This window comes from Sodalis ligni (assembly GCF_016865525.2).
Taxonomy (GTDB): domain Bacteria; phylum Pseudomonadota; class Gammaproteobacteria; order Enterobacterales; family Enterobacteriaceae; genus Acerihabitans; species Acerihabitans ligni.
This window is the reverse complement of sequence record NZ_CP075169.1, coordinates 4,618,528-4,642,328: the sequence shown is the minus strand read 5'-3', so window position 1 is coordinate 4,642,328 and position 23,801 is coordinate 4,618,528. Positions and strand designations below refer to the sequence as shown.

Annotated in this window: 18 protein-coding genes and 1 pseudogene; 14 read left to right on the top strand and 5 right to left on the bottom strand. The window is 57.7% G+C overall.

Annotated elements, in window-relative coordinates; genetic code table 11:
* Positions 1–55 precede the first annotated feature (55 nt).
* The 3 genes from GTU79_RS21745 to GTU79_RS21735 are packed head-to-tail and all read left to right on the top strand — an operon-like array spanning position 56 to position 2,885.
* Positions 56–1,126 carry an ABC transporter ATP-binding protein gene (locus GTU79_RS21745; protein ID WP_203524728.1) on the top strand — a complete coding sequence of 357 codons (1,071 nt, stop codon included), beginning with the start codon at positions 56–58 and terminating at the stop codon, positions 1,124–1,126.
* Positions 1,123–2,022 (top strand): ABC transporter permease, encoded by a 900-nt coding sequence (locus GTU79_RS21740; protein ID WP_132926376.1) that lies wholly within the window; start codon positions 1,123–1,125, stop codon positions 2,020–2,022. The genes GTU79_RS21745 and GTU79_RS21740 overlap by 4 nt, the downstream gene beginning before the upstream one ends.
* A gap of 23 nt (positions 2,023–2,045) precedes the next feature.
* Positions 2,046–2,885, top strand: a complete 840-nt coding sequence (locus tag GTU79_RS21735; protein WP_132926378.1) for an ABC transporter permease — start codon at positions 2,046–2,048, stop codon at positions 2,883–2,885.
* A gap of 176 nt (positions 2,886–3,061) precedes the next feature.
* Here GTU79_RS21735 and GTU79_RS21730 read toward each other — a convergent pair whose 3' ends face one another.
* The 4 genes from GTU79_RS21730 to GTU79_RS21715 all read right to left on the bottom strand — a co-directional run bounded on the left by GTU79_RS21730 (position 3,062) and on the right by GTU79_RS21715 (position 7,132).
* The gene (locus GTU79_RS21730) at positions 3,062–4,228 is read right to left on the bottom strand and encodes a metallophosphoesterase (RefSeq protein WP_203524727.1); all 1,167 of its coding nucleotides are present in this window, start codon (positions 4,226–4,228) and stop codon (positions 3,062–3,064) included.
* Positions 4,229–4,356: 128 nt separating this feature from the next.
* Positions 4,357–4,899 carry a chorismate mutase gene (locus GTU79_RS21725; RefSeq protein ID WP_203524726.1) on the bottom strand — a complete coding sequence of 181 codons (543 nt, stop codon included), beginning with the start codon at positions 4,897–4,899 and terminating at the stop codon, positions 4,357–4,359.
* A 110-nt stretch (positions 4,900–5,009) separates the two neighbouring features.
* Positions 5,010–6,620 carry a SulP family inorganic anion transporter gene (locus tag GTU79_RS21720; RefSeq protein WP_203524725.1) on the bottom strand — a complete coding sequence of 537 codons (1,611 nt, stop codon included), beginning with the start codon at positions 6,618–6,620 and terminating at the stop codon, positions 5,010–5,012.
* A 221-nt stretch (positions 6,621–6,841) separates the two neighbouring features.
* Positions 6,842–7,132, bottom strand: a complete 291-nt coding sequence (locus tag GTU79_RS21715; protein ID WP_203524724.1) for a CsbD family protein — start codon at positions 7,130–7,132, stop codon at positions 6,842–6,844.
* Between the two features lie 128 nt (positions 7,133–7,260).
* On the opposite strand from GTU79_RS21715, the gene def reads away from it, so the two are divergent.
* A complete protein-coding gene (gene def / locus GTU79_RS21710; protein ID WP_203524723.1) occupies positions 7,261–7,767 on the top strand; it encodes a peptide deformylase in 507 nt (168 codons plus the stop codon).
* A gap of 39 nt (positions 7,768–7,806) precedes the next feature.
* Here def and GTU79_RS21705 read toward each other — a convergent pair whose 3' ends face one another.
* Positions 7,807–7,932 (bottom strand): YmiA family putative membrane protein, encoded by a 126-nt coding sequence (locus GTU79_RS21705; protein ID WP_203524722.1) that lies wholly within the window; start codon positions 7,930–7,932, stop codon positions 7,807–7,809.
* A 723-nt stretch (positions 7,933–8,655) separates the two neighbouring features.
* Here GTU79_RS21705 and GTU79_RS21700 point away from each other — a divergent pair.
* From GTU79_RS21700 to GTU79_RS21655, 10 genes and pseudogenes are all read left to right on the top strand, one after another.
* Entirely contained in the window at positions 8,656–9,678 is a 1,023-nt protein-coding gene (locus GTU79_RS21700) for a hypothetical protein (RefSeq protein WP_243701526.1), read from the top strand.
* 218 nt (positions 9,679–9,896) lie between these two features.
* Positions 9,897–10,808 (top strand): LysR family transcriptional regulator, encoded by a 912-nt coding sequence (locus GTU79_RS21695; RefSeq protein ID WP_203524721.1) that lies wholly within the window; start codon positions 9,897–9,899, stop codon positions 10,806–10,808.
* A gap of 108 nt (positions 10,809–10,916) precedes the next feature.
* Positions 10,917–11,950, top strand: a pseudogene (locus GTU79_RS21690) (IS630 family transposase).
* A 245-nt stretch (positions 11,951–12,195) separates the two neighbouring features.
* Positions 12,196–12,696 (top strand): YbhB/YbcL family Raf kinase inhibitor-like protein, encoded by a 501-nt coding sequence (locus tag GTU79_RS21685; protein WP_253073393.1) that lies wholly within the window; start codon positions 12,196–12,198, stop codon positions 12,694–12,696.
* 74 nt (positions 12,697–12,770) lie between these two features.
* Complete coding sequence (locus GTU79_RS21680) at positions 12,771–13,562, top strand: DoxX family protein (RefSeq protein ID WP_203524719.1); 792 nt, start codon at positions 12,771–12,773, stop codon at positions 13,560–13,562.
* Between the two features lie 149 nt (positions 13,563–13,711).
* On the top strand, positions 13,712–13,939 hold the full coding sequence (locus tag GTU79_RS21675; RefSeq protein WP_214513352.1) for a hypothetical protein: 228 nt from the start codon (positions 13,712–13,714) through the stop codon (positions 13,937–13,939).
* Between the two features lie 437 nt (positions 13,940–14,376).
* The gene (locus GTU79_RS21670; RefSeq protein ID WP_203524718.1) at positions 14,377–14,778 is read left to right on the top strand and encodes a hypothetical protein; all 402 of its coding nucleotides are present in this window, start codon (positions 14,377–14,379) and stop codon (positions 14,776–14,778) included.
* A gap of 2 nt (positions 14,779–14,780) precedes the next feature.
* Positions 14,781–15,350, top strand: a complete 570-nt coding sequence (locus GTU79_RS21665) for an RNA polymerase sigma factor (RefSeq protein WP_214513351.1) — start codon at positions 14,781–14,783, stop codon at positions 15,348–15,350.
* Between the two features lie 74 nt (positions 15,351–15,424).
* Entirely contained in the window at positions 15,425–16,417 is a 993-nt protein-coding gene (locus GTU79_RS21660) for a FecR family protein (protein ID WP_203524717.1), read from the top strand.
* 284 nt (positions 16,418–16,701) lie between these two features.
* Positions 16,702–23,280 (top strand): filamentous hemagglutinin N-terminal domain-containing protein, encoded by a 6,579-nt coding sequence (locus tag GTU79_RS21655; protein ID WP_214513350.1) that lies wholly within the window; start codon positions 16,702–16,704, stop codon positions 23,278–23,280.
* The last annotated feature ends 521 nt before the right edge of the window (positions 23,281–23,801 follow it).

The following is a 23,801-nucleotide window of genomic DNA, read 5'->3' as shown; positions in this document are numbered from 1 at the left end:
GGGCCTGGCTGCGGCCCGCTCTTTTGATACCGAACTCAGGCTGAGGCAGTGAACAATGGCAATAACATCACGGGATTTTCGCGAACTGCGCCTGGAGCATATCAGCCGCGCCTTCGGCAGCCATAATGCGCTGCGGGACGTGACGCTGACGGTAAAACGCGGGGAGTTCATTGCGCTGCTCGGTCCGTCGGGCTGCGGTAAATCCACCGCCCTGAATTGTCTGGCGGGCCTGTTGTCCCTGAGCGGGGGCGGCATTTGGCTCGATGATCGCCGTATCGACATGCTCAAGCCGGAGGACCGCGGCTTTGGCATGGTGTTTCAGAACTATGCGCTGTTCCCGCACATGACTGTCCGGCGCAACGTGGGCTTCGGCCTGCAAATGCAGGGAGTGGCGAAAGCCAAAATGGATCTTAAGGTGGAGGAATCCCTGAACGTGGTCAGGCTGGCGCAGCAGGCCGATAAATTGCCGGCCCAGCTCTCCGGCGGGCAGCAGCAGCGCGTGGCCATTGCGCGCGCCATCGCGGTGGAGCCGCCGCTGGTGCTTATGGACGAGCCCCTTTCAAACCTGGATGCCAAGCTGCGGCTCGAAATGCGCGGCGAAATCCGCCGTATACACCGTTTGCTGGGTTCCGCCACCATTTACGTGACGCACGATCAGGACGAGGCCCTGTCCCTCGCCGACCGGATCGTCGTGTTGCGCGATGGCGGCGTGCGCCAGATCGGTACGCCGCACGATCTCTACAATCGGCCGGCCCATCTTGATGTGGCGGAGTTCATGGGATTTCGCAACGCGCTGCCCGCGCGGATCCTGCGCAAGCTGGGGGATGACGTAGAAATGTCACTTTCGGGCGCAACCCTATGGGGCCGGGGGATGGACGCCACGAACGCGGGAGAGGTGGTGGCCGCCATTCGTCCTTCCGACCTGGTTCCGATGCCGGAGGGTGCTATCGGCGCGACCGTGACCGGAATGGAGTATTCCGGCGAGAATTTTCTCGGATCCGGCCGGACCGCTGACGGATACGAGGTCTTTTTCCGGGCGCGTGACGCTATGGCCCCGGGTGCGACGGTGCGCTTGGGGGCGCCCGCCGATCGTGTGCTGGTTTACCCGCGGGAGAACGTGCAATGAAGCCGGCCGGCGCTGAAACCCTGTACACCCAGCGAAGCCGCAGGCTGGCGGACTATGGTTTTGACGGCGTGACGCTGCTGATTTTGCCGGCGGCGCTGTTCCTGCTGCTGCTTTTTATCTATCCGTTTCTCTATGGACTGGTGCATTCCTTTATGCCCAAGAGCGGGCAATGGTATGCCAACTACGCCAAATTTTTTTCCGATCCCTATATTTATCAGACGATCTGGCTGACCCTGCAGCTCGCATTCCCCGTCACGCTGGTGAACGTGGCGCTGTCGGTGCCCATCGCCATGCGGGTGCGGCTGATGCGCCATCAGCGGGTGCTGACCACCATTCTGGTGATTCCCATCACCCTCGGCACCGTGCTGGTGGCCGACGGCCTGCTGAACTACCTTGGGCCGCAGGGCTGGTTTAACCGGGTGCTGGTCACCGTGGGACTTATCGATCATCCGGTGCGCCTGGTCCACAACTATACCGGTGTCTTCCTGTCCCTGATCATCACCGGCTTCCCCTTCACCTTCCTGCTGGCCCTGTCGATGATTTCCGGTATCGACCCGGCCCTGGAGCAGGCCGCCGCCACCCTCGGCGCCCGGGCGCGCCAGCGTTTCCGGCATGTGATCCTGCCGCTTATCCTGCCCGGCCTGGCGGTTATCTTCTGCCTGTCTTTTGTGGATGCATTTTCGGTCTTCCCCTCCGCCGTTATCCTGGGGGCGCCGGCGGGGGAGACGCGGGTGATCTCCATTGCGGCCGCGCAGGCGGCGTTCGAGCAGTACGACTACTCCTTCGCATCGGCTATCGCCATGATCATGGCTGTCGTCCAATTTGTTATCGTCGGCATCATTCTCACGGCGCGCAGCCTGTTTTATAAAGGGCCCGCGGGTGGGGGCAAGGGATAAACCATGAACCTGGAAAAGCTGCTATGAACCTGGAAACTACCCTGGACAGGCTGTGGAAGATTGCCATCTGGGCCTTTGTGGCCTTTTTCATCCTTAATCTGCTGGCGCTTATCGCCACCGTGGTGGTGAACTCATTCGGCACCCGTTGGTTCGGCACCTGGCTCCCGGCCGGCTTCACGTTCCGCTGGTACTTTTCCGCCTGGCGGGAGTTTCAGCTGGGGGACGTGCTGGTGACGACGTTCCAGATCGTCGGCACGGTGGTTGTGCTGTCGGCGCTGATCGGCGTGCCCGCCGCCTACGGGCTGGCACGGCGGAACTTCCCCGGCAAATCGCTGGTGATGGCGCTGTTCCTGTTGCCGCTGCTGGTGCCGCCCATCACCTTCGGCATTCCCCTCGCCACCTTACTCTATCGCCTGGGTCTGGCGGGCACCATGAATGGCGTTATCCTGGCCAATCTCGTGCCCACCGTTCCTTTTGTCGTGGTGCTGATGATACCGTTTATCGAGCAGATCGATCCGCGCATCGAGGCGGCGGCCCATGTCTTCGGCGCCAATACGGGCAAGCTGTTCATTCATGTGCTGATTCCCATGCTGTTGCCAGGGATCCTGGCGGCAACCCTGCTGTCCCTGGTGAGGACTATCTCCATGTTTGAACTGACCTTCCTCACCGCCGGCCCCAGCAGCCAGACGCTGGTGGTATCACTTTATTATTCCGTTTTCGCCGCCGGGGTGAGGGCCGGACAATCCATTGACGCCATGGCCGTTATCTACACCGTGAGTTCGCTTATCTGGCTGATTGTGGCGCTGCGCTTCGTCAACCCGACGCAGATCGTGGCGCGGGCGCGCAAAAGCCCGACCCTGTAAAGGCATGAATATATCGACAGGCTGCTTGTGAGACGACGCGGCCGTGGGGTATGGCGAACGTCCGGCGTCGCCGGCCGTTCAGACTGCTGACAAACGTACCCGGAGTCGATCTGGCAGCTTGCCCCGGCAGGGCACTTTGTCAAGAAGCGCAACGTCCGGCGTTGCGGCCATTGCGGTTAAACCGCGGGTTGATCCGCCACCAGACGCAAAAGCGTGACTTCAGACGGCGCGGCCAGCCGTACCGGCGGCCCCCAGTAGCCCGTGCCGCGGCTGGTGTATACCCAAAGATCGTTGAGTTTGCCCAGCCCGTGCACAAACGGCTGCTGAAACCGAATGAAGAACATCCACGGCAGGAACTGGCCGCCGTGGGTGTGGCCGGATAATTGCAGCGTAAAGCCTGCCTCCGATGCGGCGGCCGCGCTGCGCGGCTGATGGGCCAGCAGCAGCCGGAACGGGATGTCCCTCGGGGCGCCTTGTATGGCTTTCGCCGGGGAGCTCATGTGCGCTGGGTCTACGTTGCCCGCGTTGTAATCCGTTACGCCGGCAATGACAGCATGCGCGCCGTCGTGGTTCACCACCACATGCTCGTTCATCAACACCCGGAAGCCTAGGCGGCGAAACTCAACGATCCATTCATCCGCGCCGGAATAATATTCATGATTTCCGGTAACGAAGAAGGTGCCGTGCCTGGCCGATAGCGCGCCGAGGGGCTGCGCATCCGCCGCCAGCCGGGGCACCGTGCCGTCGACCACATCGCCGGTGACGGCAATCAGATCCGCCTTGAGCCCGTTCACCGTGGCGACGATTTTCTCCACATAGCCGCGTTTGATGGTGGGGCCGATATGGATGTCGGTGATTTGCACAATCTTGAAGCCATGCAGCGCCGCCGCCAGTCCCGGGATAGGGACATCGATAATCTTCACCGGCGCATTTCGGCGCGCGTAATAGACGCCCAGCAACGTGAGCAGTACGGCCAGCGCCGGCACGCAGAGCGCGCTCACGGAGATGAAATCGTAAGGGGTTGAAGCTATGCCCCGCAGGCGGTTCACGACGTAAAGCAACAGCAGCAGGATATCGCGCAATACGGTCAGCACCAGCAGCGACGAGAACAAGCCTATGGCGAGATAGCCTATCCAAGCCAGCAGGTCCGACAGCGGCTGTTTTTTGATAGTGCGCGCGGCCATGCCCAGCGGGATCAGAAAAACGGACACAACCAGCAGCAGTCCTCCCAGCCATTTGAACGGGGCGCCCACCGGCAGATCAGAAATGAGCCGCACGCCGATATACACATGCAAAAGAGTAATGATGCTGATAAGGCGAATGAAAAATGCGGAGCGAAGCATAGGTGATTTAACCTTAAAAGATATCCTGGTAAGAGTTTATGTGCCCTGACTGCCCCTGGAATCGTGGACACTCCCTTGTTGTGGCCGCGCACCGATGGGCACATTGCCGGATGGAAAGGCAGTGTTTTCTATGTTCCACGCTTGATCAGGGACAATGCGTTAACCAGGTGAGACTTGTCTGCATCGCTTAAATTAGGCGCATTCAATAAGCCAAAAATTTCCGACTTATCCTGTTCGCTAAAACGACCGACAAGTAATCGCTGGCCGATCGAATTCAGTATCACCTTGTCATGGTCAGAAATCGCCTTCCTGACATCATCAAGGTTTTTAGGTCGCCAGTTCTGCTCAGGGCTGGATAACCAATCAGCAAGGTAACGGTATTGAATAGCCTTTGCAACATCCATCTGTGCCTGTATAAACGGCACCACAGACTGTGGATCCAGACCTGTGTCCCTCGCTTCTTCCTGTGCCAAAGCGACAACTTTTTGTTCCCTGACTAAATCTTCAACCGGTAAATGGTGTTCTGCCTTGTAACCTGCTACATCTTTCATTATGAGCATGCGCTCATTCAAGGCCGACGATAGAGGTGAAATTGGATTAGCCAAGACCGGGCCGGCAAAAACCGCGCCGGCTAGAAACAAAGATGACAATAACAATACGATACGATGCATCACTTCCTCAACGACGGTTCACATAAAGAGAGAGTATAATCAAGATATTGCTGAATTGTTACATGACTTGCCGTTTTTGGACCACCCCAGATTAGTCAACACTTTCTGTACTACGGTCTCTTTAACGCCGCTTTAAACGCATCCGACACGCTCCAGAAACAGCAATCGTCGCTTGCCAGCCAATGGGGACCGGCTACGCGAAACAGGTCGCGAAGATCATCCTTTACCCGCGCCAGTAGAAGCGTGCGCCTGGTTTTCGCCAAACGCACCTGGCATTCAAGCAAGGCATCCATTGCCGTGCTGTCAAAATCCGGACTTTCTTCAAGTGAAAGAATGACCACCCGGATGGCCGAATCCGCCTCGGCCCAATCGGCCACCACCGCCAGCACCCGTTCCGCGTTGGCAAAGAACAGCGGCTCCATGGGCCGCACCATCAAAATCCTCGGGTCTGTCTCGGTTTTCTGGTTTCTGGCCAAATCGACAAAATCATGGGTGCCGGGAATTCTCCCAAGGCGGGCAATCCGTGCGGCGGAGAACCGTTGCAGCAGGGCCAGTAAGGATAAGCCAACCGCAATCATCATGCCGTCGAGCACGCCAAACCCAATCACGGCCAGGGCGGCGGCCGTCGCCACGATTTCGTCGCGCCGAATGTGCCAAAGCCGCAGCACAGGCCCCGGATTGAGCGCGTGAAACAAGGATGCGATAACGACGGATGCCAGCACAGGCGCCGGCACCAGCGCCACCAGGGAGCGGCCCCACAGGCTGAGAATGATCAATACTATCATGGCTGCGAGGCCGGCATAGCGGGTCCGCGCCCCGGCGGATTCCGCCGCGGAAGATGCGGAAAAACCCGCCCCTACCGGCATGCCGTGCAGCAGCCCGGCGACAGCGTTGGCGAAGCCCAGTGCAACCAGCTCGCGGTTGGCGACGACCTTGTCGCCGTGCAGCAGCGCAAGGCCGCGAATTGACCCCCAGGACTCGGCGAAAAGAATCAGAAACAGCGGCACCGAGAGTTCAATAATTCGTGACCAGTCATCAAGGGAAAGCGCGGGCCAGGAGAGTCCGGGCATCGCGATGGCGATGGCTCCCACCAAACCCACACGGTATGCCGGCAGGTCCACCAGCGCCGATAGCAGCACGCCGGCGGCAAGCACCAGCGCCGAGGCCGGGAAGCCACGCCATCGGCGCAAAACCGCCAGACTGAGCAACGCCGAAACCCCCAGCGCCACCGACGCGATATGGAATTGCGGCAAGGCTTCGGTTAAATGCCAGATCAACGGCAGGATGCCGCTGTCTCCGTTTGGTGGCAGCGTAACGCCGGCGATAGCGGGGATCTGCTTGATGGTAATGGTCAATGCAATCCCAAAAGAAAAGCCGCTCAGCACCGGGCGCGAGATAAAACTCGCCAAGGCGCCGGCACGCAAGGCGCCGGCAACCAGAAAGCATAATCCGGCCCCGAGGATTGCCGCATCGGCCACCAGAGCGCCCTGGGGCACCTGCCGTTGCATTGAAATGATCAGCGCTGCCAGAATGGCCGCCGATGATGAGGTGGGCGCGACCATGGCGAATCGGCTTCGTCCCAGCAGGGCATAGATGCCAAGACCGACAATGGTGGCGACGATCGCGTGGTCCGGCGACAGGCCGGCAATAGCCGCATAAGCGATGGCCGAGGGCAGCAAGAGGCCGGCCACTGATATCCCCGCCAATACTTCTTGTTTCATTCTGAGACGGCCAAAAGTGAATTCGTTGTATATGCGTTTTTGATGCAGCACTCGCCAAAAACGATGGGATCCCGCATTGTCGTCTCCCTATCGCCATCGGAGCCGGCGGCAGGCTTGAGCTTTCAACAGTGTGTACCACATTGGGGTGAATGGCGCCATCCGACAATCGATGCGATAAGGAGGTAAAGAGGGGGAAAGGGGCGGGCAAACGCCCCGGGAAGTTATTTCCGGCCCAGTATAAAACCCAGCAGGAGACCGATGGTACCGATTGCGGCAAGCCCTACGAGCGGATATTCACGGACCTGGTCACGGGCCCCTGTGACCGCATCGTTAAAGACTTCGGAGACCTTTGCCGTAGCCTGCCGTGCCGCACCTTTTGCTTGTTGGTCAGGAGAATCCACCGCCTCGCCGAATTTTTTCTGGGCGGCGCCGGCGAGACCTTCAGCTTTGTACTTCGCAGAGTTAGCCAAATCATCGAATGCTTCATCATTTGGTTTTGTAATATCTGACATAACTATTCCTCTTTTTATTATTCACAAGAATAAGGATAGTTAATATTTGCCAATTGTACTAATTGACAATAAATCCAGGCCATGGAAGGATAAAAAAACGGGGCGGCCTATTGTAGAAGGAAAAATAAGTGACTGAATATACTTTGATTTATGTGCCGGACCCCGCGCTGCGGGCTAAGTCACAGCCTATCTCTGCCTTCGGGGCGGAGCTGCGGGAGCTTGTGGATAATATGGCGCGGGTCATGCGAGAGGAAAAAGGCGTCGGATTGGCGGCGCCGCAGCTGGGTATATCGCAGCGCGTGATTGTGTTGGAAGTGGCGCAGGCTCTGGAACGCGACGGTGAGCTCATTGAGCCGGTCCCCTTGACGGCGCTGATTAATCCGCAGATCACTCCGGTAGGCAATGATAAAGCCGAAGGCTGGGAGGGTTGCCTGAGCATTCCAGGACAACGCGGCTACGTTGAGCGCTGGCGCCACATCGCCTATACGGCGCAGGATATCAATGGGCAGGCAGTGCAAGGGCGGGCAAGCGACTTTCATGCGCGAATTATTCAGCATGAAATTGATCATCTGGACGGCATATTATATACCGATCGCACTGACCAGGTTGAGACCTTCGTTCGCCCCGCGTCCTGATCCAAACAATAACATTGCCCAACCGAACGTCACTATTTCTTATGCGTTATGCTTAGCCAGGAAGCGAAAGAGGATAAGCCCGACGGCAAGCCAGAATGCGGCAGAAATCAAGAACACGGCAAGCCAGGCTTTGCGCTTGAGCTCATGGTCGGTTTTGTTGTCCATTAAATCACCCGGCAAGTCAGTAGGTCATACTGATTTATCGGTCGTTTTCCAACTATTCTTTAATGTAAAGACGATTGCGCCGAGTCAGGCAGAAAAAACCGCCCAAGGTAGGAGCTCGGACGGAGTTTGTAGAAATAGCGCTCTCAGAGCCAACCTCAAGCGCTATATAATTAGTATAGATATAATTTCGAATGTAACAAGTTATCCGGCAATATAAAACCGCCGCAGCGGTTCGTCACGTTAACGAGATGATACAAAGGGTCACCGTATCAGGATATTTGCTCCTGGCGGTACTTTTAAGGCTAGATGAAAAGGCTAGCTTAATCGTATAAAAACTAAATATATAATTATTGAATACATTCGCGGCAGGGGAAAAATCAACCCGGACCGCCGTTTTTCTATGACCGGTGTGCCAACATGCCAGGATTATCAGCAGGGCTAATATGAATAGAGTTATTACCTGAATGCCAAGGTGTTGGCGAGAGCCGCGGCGGATTCACTTTCTCATCAATGACAATGATTAATATTACTTTTTATCCTCTTTTTTATCGCAATGATGCCCGGTAAAGATTTTTTGGTACATTTTCCGTTCTATGACTAATATTAATATGGCTAATGTTATGGATTGATTAAATGCTGTCGTTAGCCATGAGTCGCAGTAATTTACCTTCACGCAACTGCGATCCGACAATAACAAGTCTGGCGATAAATGGAGATTTCAACATGATCGAAAATTCAACCACTGCACCTGGACATTACAACGATACATTGGTTGAGCCGGTAAATGGCGTTCCGCTCAAACGTATTTCGTGGAGCGCTGTTTTCGCTGGTGTCATTATTTCAATGGTGGTCTATTTACTGTTGGCTATATTGGGTACCGCCGTCGGTGCCAGCACCATTGATCCGTTGAAAGAACAGAATCCCCTTGAGGGCTTAGGAACCGGCGCCGCCATTTGGACCGGCGCCAGTATGCTGATCGCCATAGCCGCGGGTGCTTACTTCAGCGGACGCCTGGCTCAGCGCGAAGGGGCGCTCCACGGGCTGTTAATGTTCGGCGTGAATACCTTGATTTGCGCTTGGTTCCTGATTGTGGTGGTCAACAGCGCCATGAGCGGCGCAATGAGTGTGGTGGGATCGGGGCTGCAAATCGTCGGCAAAGGTATTTCCGCCGCCGCGCCGCCGGTCACTCAAATGGTTAAAGATAAACTGGGAGAAAATAATATTAATCTCGACAGTTTACAGAATGAAATTGAAACCACATTACGTCAGACGGGTAAATCGGAACTGCAACCGGAGAATCTGCAAAATAAAGCGCAGGGTGAAGCCAACAATGCTCAAAATCAGGCATCTGATACTGCCAATCACCCCCAGACCGCGGATACCGATGTGGCTAATTTTATTCAAGGCCTGATCCAGCGTAATCAGGATACTTTCCAGGCCGCCGATCGCGATGCGTTGAAAAATATCATCAAGGCGCGCACCGGCAAGAGCGATCAGGAAGCCGATCAGACCGTCGATCAAATTGAAAAAAGCTATCAGCAGGCCCGTGCGCAATATGAACAGCTAAAACAGCAGGCGGAACAAAAAGCGCGGGAAGCCAGTGATAAAGCGGCTGCCGCGACGGCCAAGGCCAGCTGGTTCACCTTCTTCATGCTGCTGGTGGAAGCCGTTCTGGCCGGCGTGATGGGAATGGTGGGCCGTCGTACCCAGCCCCGCCCGGTAGTGGCTCAGCAGCGTCCGCTGTAAATTCCCGAGCCAAACATAAACCGGGGAGATAGTGATACCTCCCCGGTTTATGCCAATCAGCCGGCAACGTCCCCTTTCGCCTCACACCCTCTTGGTTATGTTGCATCTACCGCTCCTTTTTTTCCGCAAGTGATACGTCTCGAATTGACTTCATCCCCTCATCCACGGTTTCATAATGCCCGGTAAACAGGATTTTATATTCAATAATACGGAAGAATATGGGCAAAATTGAAGACATGGCGTTACTGGTTGAGGTGGTGGATGCCGGTGGGCTCGCCGCGGCCGGCAGACGGATGAACCTTTCTCCGGCCACGATGACCGCACGGCTGAAAGCGCTGGAAGAGCGTTATCAGACCAGGCTGTTCAATCGATCAACCCGATCCATTGCGTTGACCCGCGCGGGTGAGGAGTTTTATCATTCCGCCCTTCGCGTATTGGAAGAGATGAATCGGGCGGAGGAGACGCTGACGCAGAAAGAGGGTGTGCTGAGCGGTACGCTGCGCATTTCCGCGCCGTCTGACTTTGGCCGCCAATATCTTTCACCCGCCCTGCTGGCCTTCTCAGTGCAGTATCCGCAGGTGAAAAGCTCGGTGTATTTATGTGAAGATGTGGTGGATTTAATCACGCATCGGCTGGACATGAGCATCCGTTTCGGCAATCTGCCTGACAGTAATCTGGTCATGCGGCTTATCAAGCCCAACCATCGGGTACTGGTTGCTTCCCCTGGCTATCTGGAAAAACGCGGTATGCCGCAGAGGCCCGAAGATTTGCATCAGCAGCGCTGCCTGGTGATGGAATGTCGCGGCACGTTATTCAACGAATGGCGTTTCGAGACACAAGGGGAAATCAAAACGCTGCGCGTTCAGCCTGTCACGGTATTTAATGACGGCGCGCTGCTGCGCCAGTGGGTGCTGGCGGGAGCGGGTATTGCCAGTAAATCCTGGTGGGACGTGAAACGCGACGTTGAACAAGGGCGTTTGCAGGTGTTGTTTGCCGATACGTTTATCGGCTTTAACCGCAATGATAAAAAGCAGGTCGGTTTGCAATTTGTCTACCCGCAGCGCCGTTTTCAGCCGCTGCAGGTTTCCACGTTCAGTACATTTTTTATCGACTGGCTGGAAAATGCGTAATGGTGTCTAAATAGGTGTGCCAAATTGTAGATCACCGAAGGGAACTCAATCCGGTTTGAGCGATCTGATCAATCGCCAGAAAGAACTTTTCACCCAACCGGACGAGTTATGCCGATCATAGCATTTATACCCCGAAATGAACGACGCCAGATGCAAAAAGAGATACATAAAACGCGCGATAAAAATCACGCCCGGCGGCTGATGGCCATGCTTATGCTGCATCAGGGCGACTCAGTTACCGATGTCGCCCGTCGCCTTTGTGCCGCGCGCTCATCGGTAGGTCGATGGATCAACTGGTTTACTTTATTTGGTGTCGAGGGTTAAAAGTCTCCCGCCTGGACGCCAAAAGTGCTGGCCTGTTGAAGCTATAATGCGCATGCTAAACCTGCTGGTTCAACGTTCCCCGCAAGACTTTGGTTATCTTCGTTCACGCTGGAGTACTGAACTGTTATCTATTGAAATCAATAAGCTATTCAACTCTACGCTCCATCCTGCAACGCTGCGTAAATGGTTGCCGAAAGCCGGCCTGGTCTGGCGTAGGTCTGCCCCGACACTGCACATCAGGGATCCGCATAAAGAAGAAAAATGGCTGCAATTGAAGAGGCGTTGACCAAGAACTGCGCGGACCACCTGGTCTTTATGAGGGTGAAGTGGACATTGATCTTAATCCAAAAATCGGCGCTGACTGGCAATGTAAAGGACACCAAAAGCGGATCCCGACACCGGGTAAAAACGAAAAACATTACCTGGCTGGGGCGTTACACGCGGGAACCGGGCGAGTAGATTATGTCAGTGCCATAGGCAAAAACTCGGATTTATTTATCCAGATGCTGGGCCACCTGAAAAGTACCTACCGCAGCGCGAAAACTATCACGCTAATCGTTGATAATTACGTCATTCATAAGAGCCAAAAAACGCTGGATTGGCTGGCTGAAAATCCAAAATTTATCATTATTTATCAACCTATTTACTCACCTTGGGTAAACCGGATAGAGTTATTATGGCTGGCGCTTCATGAAACGGTGACACGCAATCATCAATGCCGATACATGTGGCAATTATTAAGAAATGTGGCCCAGTTTATGAAAGCAGCATCCCCATTTCCTGGAAACGGACATGGACAAACAAAAGTGGAGCGTTAATAGGCACACCTATTTAGCCGGGCTGGCCATGGTCTTATTATTCGAAGAAGATGAAGAGTCATTTCGTTAATCATGAATTATCATCGCAGAAAAAACGCCTTACACTTTTTTCCGAACATAAGCATATCAACGACAGTATCGGAAGTTTTTATTGTCATTTAAAAATTTTAGCTCTTAATTAACGAGAGATGAATATGCGACATTTTAAATTTATCAAAAGCCAAGGTTGGGCGTTTTTCTTATTTTTGTTTTCTACCAGTGCCAGCTATGCCGCTGAATTTACCCTGACCAGTACCGACGTTCATGATAATGAAAACATACAGTCCAAATTTCTGGCTAATGATTTTGGCTGTACCGGTGGCAACATCAGGCCGACGCTGAGCTGGAATAATGTACCGGCGGGAACAAAAAGTTTTGCTGTGACGCTTTACGATCAGGATGCTCATACCGGCAGTGGTTTCTGGCATTGGGTCGTCGCTGATATCCCTGCAAAAACCACAGATTTGAAGGGAAATACGCTGCCGGGGGGCGCTATCACCAAAGCCAATGATACCGGCAAAAAAAGTTATCTCGGACCTTGTCCTCCCGTCGGGGAAGTTCATACCTATACCTATACCCTTTATGCGCTGGATACCGCCAAGCTGGAGGCGCCGGGGGATTCAACCGCACCGTTGACAGGTTATTTCATCAATAAGCATGCTACCGCCAAGGCCGCTATTAATCTGCGCGTGTCACGTACTCAGTAAATAAACAGCATAAGTCAATAGGAAAGCTGTCCTGCGGAATATTCAGCAGCCATGGTAATTAAAATAGAGCCACAATGATGAAAAATAAAATTTATATATTAACTTTTTTGACCGGTTGTGCAGCGTTTATTTCGGTACTGAGCTACCTGTCCAGATTTGACGGTATTTGGTCTACCACTAACATGCTGTGCTTTTCATTATTAATCCCTTTGTCTGCGCTGGTGTCGCGTAAAAACACCGTCGTCAGCTTTCTTTTTACCACGTTTTTTACCGTCATTGTGGTCAGAAATGCCGGCCAGCATGATTGGCTGCGGGTTGGCTGGGTGACCGCCATTACCTTTATTCCACTTTTATTGCAGCTGATTGTTATTGTGATCGACGGGATAAAGAAATATGGTCCGCAAGGGATTGCCCTTTCTTTTATCCGGATGTTTATCGGTTTTAACTGGCTTACCCATTGCACTGAAAAATTGTTTGTGTCGCGGCATGACGCCGGCCTGGTGGGCTTTTTCAAAACCGTGGTGGGCCCGCACACATTCGGCTCGGTTCTCAGCGATCAGTTTGCCGTCAATATGATTATCCTCGGCGGTCTGGTTGAGTTCACTGCCGCCATTACCCTGGGCCTGGGTATTCTATCCCGGTTTGGCGCCTTTGCCGCAGCGGTTTACCTGGTGATGGCCGAACTGATGGGCGAACATTTCGGCGTGGGTTATACCTGGATGATTCCGGGCGGCGGCTGGGAAGTGCCTTTTTACTTCTTTATGGTAACGCTGCCCTTTATGCTGCCCAAAACCGGCGGCCCCCTTTCACTGGATAATGAATGGCACCTGTCAAAAACGCCCTTTTATAAACTGTCTGGTTTTTAACAGAAAATGCCGCCGTGAAGACAGCGTTAAAAATAAAGCAACGACGCGGCATATAGAGATCGATATTATTGGAATCCCGAGGCATAGGATGTGTAGCATTTCGGCGGCAAGGCCGATTAAGCCATGGTAACGGCTCCCCGGCGTTGCTGATGGCGAGCGGTGGTAAGGCGCTGGCGCTGCAACGCTTTATCTCCGCACTTTTTATAAGCGCTGCAAGATTGCTTTATGCATCGGTAAGTAATAAATCTATTTTTAAAACCATCAATAGCAATATGAAAACGTTAATTCATCTCCATTCCCCGTTCAGCTCGCACCCTTTCAAGGCCGTTATTCGTAACACGAGCGTCATAAAGCCATGCTATGTTGCGAAAGAATAAAACGACTGCTGTACTAGCGAATTGTTTTAACAACTATTTCCTTGTCTATATCAAGTTGTCCTGACTGCGGCATCGTTTGTATTCGTTATAGGCGTGAGGACTTTTCATGATGTGTTCTGGTGCAGCATAGGAATGAATCATTGCGGGCTGCTGTACTGGATGTTGATCGGCCTGGCAGCGCCGGGTTTTGCCGCAACCGATCGCCATATCTCGCCGATAGGCGATGGGGCCGCAGGGCCTGTCTCGCCAGGAAGACAAACCCTTGATTTCCTCATCCCGCCCTGCCGCTGGAGACGGCCCTGGATCGGTATGCCGCGATTTCCCTAGTTCCAACGCTCTTCAGCAGTGAAATCGTCGCGGGACGATTTTCAACCGAAGTCCGGGGGCGCTATACGCCGCAGGCGGCATTGGATGTGTTGTTGACCCGCACAGGTTTGATGGCTCAAACCGTAGGGCAAGGCAGTAAAGCGGTATTTGTGCTCAAACGCGCTCCCGATGATGTCGTCCGCGGTCAAAAACACAAAATAGATTCATGGCGCACCAGCGGATTTCCGGCGCTGCTGCAGGCGCGGGTGCTGGCGGCGTTGTGCGGCGATAATCGTACGGTTCCGGGCAACTATCGCGCTTTATTGCGTTTTCGAGTGGATGTGGAGGGGGAGATATGGAATGTGCAGCTCTTGGGATCTACCGGTGACGACCAGCGCGATCGCCTTCTGCCGGCTACCCTGAACCACATAAAGCTTAATCAGACACCCCCGCGGCAGATGTTACAACAACCCCTGACCGTGGCTATTTTACCGAACCGCGGGCTGCGCTGCCACACTGAGATAAGAGATTAGCCATGTCTGATGATGTATTGCCCATCTTGCTGGATTATCTAACCAAACGTTATGACCATATCAAGCACAGTCTGGTCCGTGTGCTGGGTAATGATGATTTGGCCGGCGAAGCGTTGCAGGATACCTGGCTGCGCCTGCAAAGCCGGGAAGGATTGAGTCCGATTAAGAGTCCCCGCGCGTACCTGGTACGCATGGCGGTAAATATCGCGGTGGATATACAGCGGCGTCAGGGCAGGACATTGTCGTATGATGATGTTTCGTCCGTGATGGATCTGTCCGATCATGCGCCGGGACCCGCTAAACAGTTTGAAGATGAGGTGGAGTTGACATCGCTGTTGGAGGCACTTGATGGCTTGCCCCGGCGCTGTCGTGAGATATTGATCATGGTGCGCTGGGAGGACCTGCCAAGAAAAGAAGTCGCGGAGCGTTTTGGCATCTCGTTGCGGATGGTCGAATATGAACTGAAACGGGCGCATGACTATTGTGATAACCATATGCTGAAAAAACAAAAAGGTGCGGGATTAAGGCGTCGTCATTCGTCTAGGCCAATAGGCACTTTTTCTTCAGGTTGAGTAGTTTCAGGACTCTTGATTCCAAATAAGTGAAACGTACGTTTTCGTCTTCAAAGGCCGCCTAAATTAATATCATGAAATTAACCGACAACGATAACGCTGATTCTGCCGACGAGCTGCAAAAACAGGCTCGCCACTGGGTACGCTTGCTCTCTTCAGATGAGATAAAGTCTTGGGATTACCAGGCGTTCCGGCGTTGGCTGGCCATGAGCGAGTCCCACCAGGCTGCTTTCGACGAGGCTAAGCAGCGTTGGGATGTGCTGAAATCGGCGGTTGGGGAGCTGTTGCATACCCGGCCTGAGGTTGCCGCTTATCATCACAAAAAGATGGCGGGGCCTGATAAGGGACGGCGGGTATTTATCGGCGCCGCGGTGGGTATGGCCGCGCTGGCGGGCATTGCGGTAGTCCGCTCGCCTTTTGACCTCGGGTCGGTGCTGGAGGGATGGAATGCGGATTACCAGACCGCTACCGGTGAGCAGAAAACCGTTGATGTGACCCAGAGCGTTCAGGTTATCCTCAATACCCAGACGCGGCTGCGTAAACAAACCCTGAACGAAAATATCGTCGGCCTGGAGCTGGTGTCCGGCGAGGCGGCGATCAACGTCGCCGGGAAGGGGGGCGCTTTTGCCGTAAGCGCCGGAACCGGACGCTGTACGGTGAATGCCGGACAGTTCGAGATGAGGTATCTGGATGGCAAGGTCCGGGTAGCCTGTATTGAAGGCGTTGTGCAGGTGGCGCATCCCGCCGGGTTGCGAACGCTGCAGGCCCGGCAGCAGGCTGTATATAGCGCCACCGCCATCAGCGACGTGAACGGTGTGGATGTCGAGAGTGTTAACGCTTGGCGCAAAGGTGAGCTGCTGTTTCATGAAATCCGCCTGACGGACGCCATTACGGAGATCAACCGTTACCGTTCCGGGCGGGTGGTGTTGCTTAACGGCGCCGCGGGCAACCGCCTGGTGAGCGGGCGTTTTTCCGTGACGTCTTTGGATCTTGCGCTGTCCCAGCTTCAGCTTACCTTCAACCTCCATGCCCGTGAGCTGCCGGGGGGGCTATTGTTTTTAAGCTGACGGCGGGTGTCCCGGCCTGCCCGCGGTGCCGGGTCCTTGCCGTGTTTCGTTCCCGTTCCCCGCAATTACTACCCGCAGGACTTTCCCCTGCGGCGTCTCCCCTCATGGCCCTGACATAAAAATTTAACACAATAAAGTTGAGGTAAACGGACGTCGACATCCGTCTTAGGTCATCGAATTTTTGATTTGCTCTAAGCCGTCAAGGAGCAAACGGAACTTGATAGACAGAGTTAGCCACTGAGGTGGCGGCTGATTCGGCATCGACTCAACTTGGGGAAATTCGCATGAGTTTACGCGGGCACACAGGCCTGAAGCGCCAGATGACAGTATCGCCGCAGCAGCATTTCAGGCTGTCGCCAATCGTACAAGCTATCGCCTTGATTCTGGTTGCCGGAACAGTGGCGAATGCCGCCCAGGCCGCCCCGCGTCCGTTCAGCGGCGACTGGTTCGCCGTCAAAGGCGCCACCCGTGCCGCCACCGCCGAAGCATCTCGGAGCGGAAATCTGTCGGGCATGCCGACCCTGGCCCAGCAGCAACAGCTTAATCCTCAATTACAGCGTTCCCTGGCGTCTTTTAATCAGGCCGCTTCCGCCATCGCTGCGCAGCAGGCAGCCCAGGCCGCTGCGCGCAGGGCGGCACCGAATGCGCCGGACACGGTGCCCGACGGATTGGCCGCCGGCGGCCTGGTGAAGGATAGCCAGCCCCTGACCCAAAGCTGGCTGAATGCGCGGAACCCCACCCAGTCGGTGGACGGCAGCGGCCAGGTCACCGTGGTGGTGAAGCAGACCGCCGCCAAATCCATCCTCTCCTGGCAGAGCTTTAATATCGGCAAGCATACCACCCTGGACTTTGACCAGTCCGGCGGCACCCAAAGCAACGGCAGCAACGATTGGGTGGTATTGAACCGTATCAATGACCCCAGCGGCAGGCCGAGCCAGATACTGGGCAGCATCAATGCCCAAGGCTCGGTGTACGTGCTCAACCGTAACGGCATTATCTTCGGCGGGGCCAGCCAGGTGAATGTGCATTCGCTCATTGCTTCCGCCATGAACCTGTACAGCAACGATTTAAGCGCCAGCAATACCCGTTTCCTGAACGGCGGCATCGGCGATTTGAATCCCGCCAACGTCGCCACCGATTCCATTCTGCTGACCACCAACGCTCCCGGCTCAGGCGATATTACCCTCGCTCCCGGCGCGGCCATCACGGTCGGGTCCCAGGGCCTGGCGCTGATAGCGGCCCCGAATATCACCAATAACGCCGCCATTACCGCGCCGGGGGGGCAGGTGGCGCTGGTGGCGGGCATCGGCGTCTCTTACGATTACAACTACAGCAGCCTTTATGCGTTGAATGGCTCAAAACCTCAGGGCACCAATGACAACTCCACCACCAATCTGCGCTTTGCCAACTACGGCAAGCTGGAGGATACGGACGGTAACGACATTACCCCGGTGGGCGCGCTCACCAACAACGGCCTGATTTACACGCCGCGCGGCAATATCACCCTGCTGGGGGGCGCCATCGCGCAAAACGGCGTGGTGGAGGCCACCACTAGCGTGGCGCAGCCCGGTTCCATCGAGATCGGCAGCCAGTATGAAGTGGGGGTCAATGCCGGCAGCCGAAACCCGGCGGATGAATCGATGCAAAACTTCTATACCGGCGCGGTCAGCTTCGGCCCCCAGGCGGTGACGTCGATTCTGCCGGACGGCAACGGCGTAACGCTGTCCAGCGACAGCACTTCGCTGGCGCCGTTCCAGACGCTGCCCAACGGGACAGGCTTCACCGCGCCGCTGCCGACCCAAGGGTTTGGGGTGATTGAGGTCATCGGCCAGACGGTGGACTTTAAAGGGGGTTCGCTGGTGTATGCCCCGGGACAGGCGCTGTCGGCAAGCACCCTGGTGCTGACGGACCCGCGCGCCGCCGTGCCGGCGTTGCCGGGGGCCGGACGCCTGCTGCTGGAAAGCGGCGCCACGTTGGATGTGTCCGGCTTGCCCGATGTGCCGCTGACGGTGCAGGATAATCTGTTGACGGTGCGGCTGTCCGGTAACGAACTGGCGGACGACCCGTTGCAGCAGGACGGTGTGCTGTACAATATGCTGGTCACCGTGGATATGGGCGACACCGGCGTCAACGCTGAGACCGGCGAGTCCTGGGTGGGATCGCCCCTGGCCAATCTGGCCGGCTATGCCAATCTGGTGCAGCGCTCCATCGGCCAACTGCTGGTGAACGGCGGCGCCATCTACCTGGGCGGTAATGAAGTGATTGGCGCCCCCGGCTCCACCCTCAATCTCGACGGCGGCTACCTGAATTTCCAGGGCGGCATGGTCAAGACCACCCGGCTGGTGAATCAGTACGGCGAGCTGGAGTCCATCGGCAGCGCCGACCCGAACGATGTCTTTGTCGGCATCGCCGGCCAGTACACCCAGGATCACGCGCGCTGGGGGGTGTCGAGCCTGTACGACAATCCCTTGATCGATCGCGGCATGTACGTGAACGGCTATCTGCAGGGCGGCAACGCCGGCGTGCTTAACATCGACGTGTACAGCGCCGATGACGGCGTGGGCGGAACGGCAGTGGCCGACAGCGGTGGGGCGGTATTGCAATCCACCCTGCTGGCCGACGCCGTCGCCGGACAGCGGCAAACCGCCGGCGATGTGCTGCCCGCCAACGGGACCTTTAACTTTTCAGGTATTCTGCCCATCGAGATTGGCGATGCCGACAGACTGTCCGCTGCGGCGCTGGCCGCCTTGGCCCTGCCTGCGGATTTCACGCCGGATGCACCGCTGCTGGCCGCCGACGACAGCCCCTATACCACCAATGTCTTCAACAGCCGGACCCTGGATGGCGCGGATTTCAAAAATATCTCGCTGACCGCCGGCGGCGGCTTGGGCACGTCATTCCAGCCTATTACCGAGGATGCCGGCGCCTCGCTGACGGTGCAGCCGCTGGGCGCCATCGCCCTAAAAGGCAGTACGGCCGCCATTAACGGCGTCCTGACCGCCCGCGGCGGGTCCATCACCGTTACCAGCTCGCCGACGCCGACTGTCGGCACCGATCTGTCCTCCAGCCCCGTGCCGGGGGATATCACCCTCGGCTCCGGCGCGGTGCTGGACGTCAGCGGCTATTTTATCAATGACCTGTACCTGACGGCGGGGGAGATGTCGCCGGCGCTGCCCATTAACGGCGGCTCCATCTCCCTGCTGGCAAACGTCGGCATCAGCAATCCCAACCCCTACGGCGGCATGGCGGGCGCGGATGGCGCCGATCTCAGCGGCAACATTACCCTGGCCGCCGGCAGCCTGCTGAATCTGGCCGGCGGCGGTCACGTGTCGGCAAAAGGCCTGTTGGAAACCGGCGGCAACGGCGCGCCGCTGGGGGCGGGCGGTAATCTGACCCTGGAGGGTTATGCGGGCCTAATGGCGCCCCCCAACAGCGGCCTGCCGCCGTTGGAGCCCGGTATGCTGACGCTGGACGGGACAATCGATGCCCTGGGCCTTGGCGGGGGCGGCGTGCTGACGCTGCAGCAGGCCGCGATGCAAATCGGCGGCGACCCCGCCCAGGCCGCGGCTTCGGGCGCCTATTATTTTGACGCCGGCCGCTGGGGCGACCTGGGCTTTGGCGGCTTTGTGCTCAATACCGCCGATTCGGCCATCACTCCGGCCGGCGCCACCGTGGTGCTGCAACATGAGAACCTGCTGCCGGCGCCGGCGCTGCAGGGCGCGCCCTCAGGCGCCCATCCCGCCGATTTCGCCACGGCGGGTCTGCTGGCCATGGCCCAGCGCAGTCCCACCAACCTGACGGTCATCGCGGGCCTGGAAGCCAAGAGCGATCCGCTGCCGACCACGTCGGCCGACGGCTCGGCCATCGTCGGGGACGGGGCGCAGATCCTGGGGGATCCGGGCGCCGCCATTTCCATCAGTTCGGACATGGCCACTACGGTCCTGGGTACCCTCCGGGCCCCCGGCGGATCGATTTCGCTGTCGATGAACGCGCCAAACGGCTCCACCACCGAGATGGGGCCGCTCTATCTCGGTCCCCATAGCCTGCTGGACGTGTCCGGCACTGAGGTGATTAACCCGCTGGCGACGCCGGTGCACACCTCCGACGGCCTGATTATTCCGGTAACCGGCACCCTTTTTCCGGGCGGCACTGTCAGCCTGAGCGATCTGAATAGCGCCATTCTGATGGCGCCGGGCGCCGTCATCAATGTGTCGGGCGCGTCCGGCGCCTTCGATGTGGCGCGTCAGGTGCCGGGCGGCGCGCTGAACGCCGGGCAGATGGCGCTGGAGCGCCAGCCGGTATGGAGCGACGCCGGACAGATCACTATCCAGGCCGCGACGGCGCTGCTGGTGGAAGGCACCCTGACAGGCCAGGGCGGCGGGCCGCAGGCCGAAGGCGGCACGTTGAGCCTGACGGGAACCATGCCCGGCGGCTATGTGAATTCCTACCTGGAGCTGGTGGAGGACACGGCACAGGCCTTGCGGCAGTTGGGGGCGGCCATCGACCTGTCTACCTATATACCCGCCGTCAAGCAGGGTTCCGCCGATCAACCGGTTGATCCCAAACTTACCGCCGGTTTCCTGTTGTTCGGCGCCGACAGCCTGGACGGGTCGGGCTTCGCTAGCCTGAATCTCAACGAATCAGGCGGCGCCGTGGCCTATGCGGGCCAGGTGGCGCTGACGCTGGGGGATTCGGTGGCCTTCAATACGCCGGCGATCATGGCCATCAGTTCCACCGCCTTCTCGTCGGGCGGCAATACCAGCGCCCCGGACGCCGGCACCGCGCTGACGGTGAACGCGCCCTATATCGCCATCAACGGCACCAGCGCCAACAGCGGCGGGTTCCCACAGCTCTTTCCCTTCGCCGTCAATTTCAAGGATGCCGCCCTGACGCTGAACGCCGACCAGATTGACCTGTCGGCCTTCTTCCAGTTCGAGCAGGTCAGCCAGGCCACGTTCAACAGCCGCGGCGATATCCGCCTGCTGCCGTCCCAGATCTTTATTACCGGCGATCCTCTGACCGGGGCGCTGTTGACCGAGGGCAACCTGAGCCTGAACGCGGCCGAGATCTATCCGGCCACCGACACCGCCTTTGTGCTGGACGCCAACCCCGTCACCGCCACCAGCGCGCCCACCACCATCACCTTCGGTTATCCCGCCGGCGTTACCCCTCCCGCCGACGCGCCGCTGTCGGCGGGAGGGGAACTGGCGATTTCGGCCACCAACGTCGTCCAGAACGGCAACCTGCAGGCGCCGTTCGGCACCATCCTGCTGGGGATGCCCGCCAACGCCACACTTGGCATCTCCGGCCTTTCGTTCAACCAGCCGCTGCGTGGCACCCAGTCGGTGACCCTGGGGGCGGGCAGCATTACCTCGGTATCGGCCGGCGGCGGGACGATTCCTTATGGCGAGACCCTCGATCAGACTACCTGGGTCTACAATCCGGCGGTCAATAACCCCACCTGGCAGGGGGCGACGGTGCCCAACACTACCCCGGTTCAGACCACCACCACCGACCCCCTGACTCAAGCGCCCCAGGGAGTGGTCAATATCGACGGGGCCTCCATTGCGTTTAATGCCGGCGCGGTGGTGGATATCAGCGGCGGCGGCGATTTGCAGGCGCAGGAGTGGACGCCGGGCACCGGCGGTTCCCGCGACGTGCTGTCGCAATACAACACCAGCTACGCCAACTCCACCGCCGGCGCGCAGGTGCCGCTCTACCCGGATGCGCGGCAGATTTATGCCATCCTGCCGGGTTACGGCAGCAGGATAGCGCCCTATGACGCTACGCTGTCGCAAGCGGGCATGACGCCGGGCCAGCAGATTTACCTGGCCGGCGGACCGGGCCTGGCGGCCGGCTATTACACCCTTCTGCCGGCCAAATACGCCACCTTGCCCGGCGCCTTCCGCGTGGTGATGAACTCCGGCGTAACCAATCCGCTGTCGAGTCAGCCCCTGGCCATGCCCGACGGCACGCTGGCGATGAACGGCTATCTGAGCAATGGCTTCACGGGCGCCCACAGCGCCACGGTGTCGCAATTTTTGGTGCAATCGGCCCCGGTGTGGCAGCGTTATTCGCAATATACCGCCACCAGCGCCAACGGTTTCTTTCCCCGTTATGCGGCATTGAACAACCTGGCGATGCCTTATGTGCCCGATGACGCCGGCCGGCTGGTGCTGGCGGCCACCAGCGGCTTGATCATCGACGGACAGCTCAGGGGCAGGCCCGGGCCGGGCGGCTTCGGCGGCCAGGTGGATATCAGCTCGCAATACCTGAAGATTATCGACAGCGGCTCGGGCACCAGTTCGCTGTCCACCGGCGCCTTGGATTTCAGCGGGCCGAGCGTGTCCAATATGGTGGCCAGCGGCGTGACGGTCAGCTTCTCCGACGGCGTGGCCGGCGACGATATTTTCACCATCGCCGGCGCCGGCACCCTGGTGGTGCCCAACGGGGCCACAGCGGCGCAGATGATCCCGGCCGGCGGCGTTTTCACCCTCAACAATCAATCCATTACCCTTCCTGCCGGCGATTCTCTCTCGACGTACTACACCGGTCCCACCAGCATCGTGGTCAAGAGCACGGGGGTGGATTCCATCAGCCTGTATTATTATCAAAACCTGACCCTGCCGCCATCGTCGTCGACGGCGGTGACCCTGCCGAGCGCCACCGATTCGATGGCCTACAGCACGCCAGCGGCAGCGGCGGCGCCGCCATTACGGTGTCTTCCGCCGCGCCGTTCACCGTCAACGGCAAGCCGGCGCCGTTATCCGGCGGGATGTATACCACTACCGCCTACGGCGCGGGGCAAACCGTCCAGGGAACGGCGGACAACCAGAAGTTCGTCTGGACCACCGGTGCGGTAGGCAGCAGCGCGTCGGCCATCGGCGCGGGAGGCTCGCTTTATCTGGGCGGCTATGATGCCGCCGCCGTCACGCTGGGGGCCGCCACGGCCGGCGGCAGCGCAACCTATCAGCTCGCCATCGGCACCACCATTACCGCCCTGGCGGCGTCGGACCTGCTCTCCGGTCCATTGTCCCTGCAGGGCAGCACCACCCTGGCCATCGCCATGGGACCCGGCGCCTACCAGGTCACCTCCGGGCAGATGTTCGGCGACCTGGCGGGGAATCCGGCCCCGGTCACCTTTACCTCATCGGCGATGGACAGCATTACCTATTCCAGCGGCGGCAACCCGGTGGCCTTGCCCACCAGCAAGACCTATCTTGAGATAGGCGCCGCACAGCTGGATGCGTTGGAGGCCCCCAGCCTGCTTATCGGCGGCACCCGGGCGATCACCTCGGCGGGCACGGTGATAACCCCCACCGCCAACGGGGTGATCGTCGCCAACGATGCCACCGATCCCCTGGCCGCGCCGGAGATCATGCTG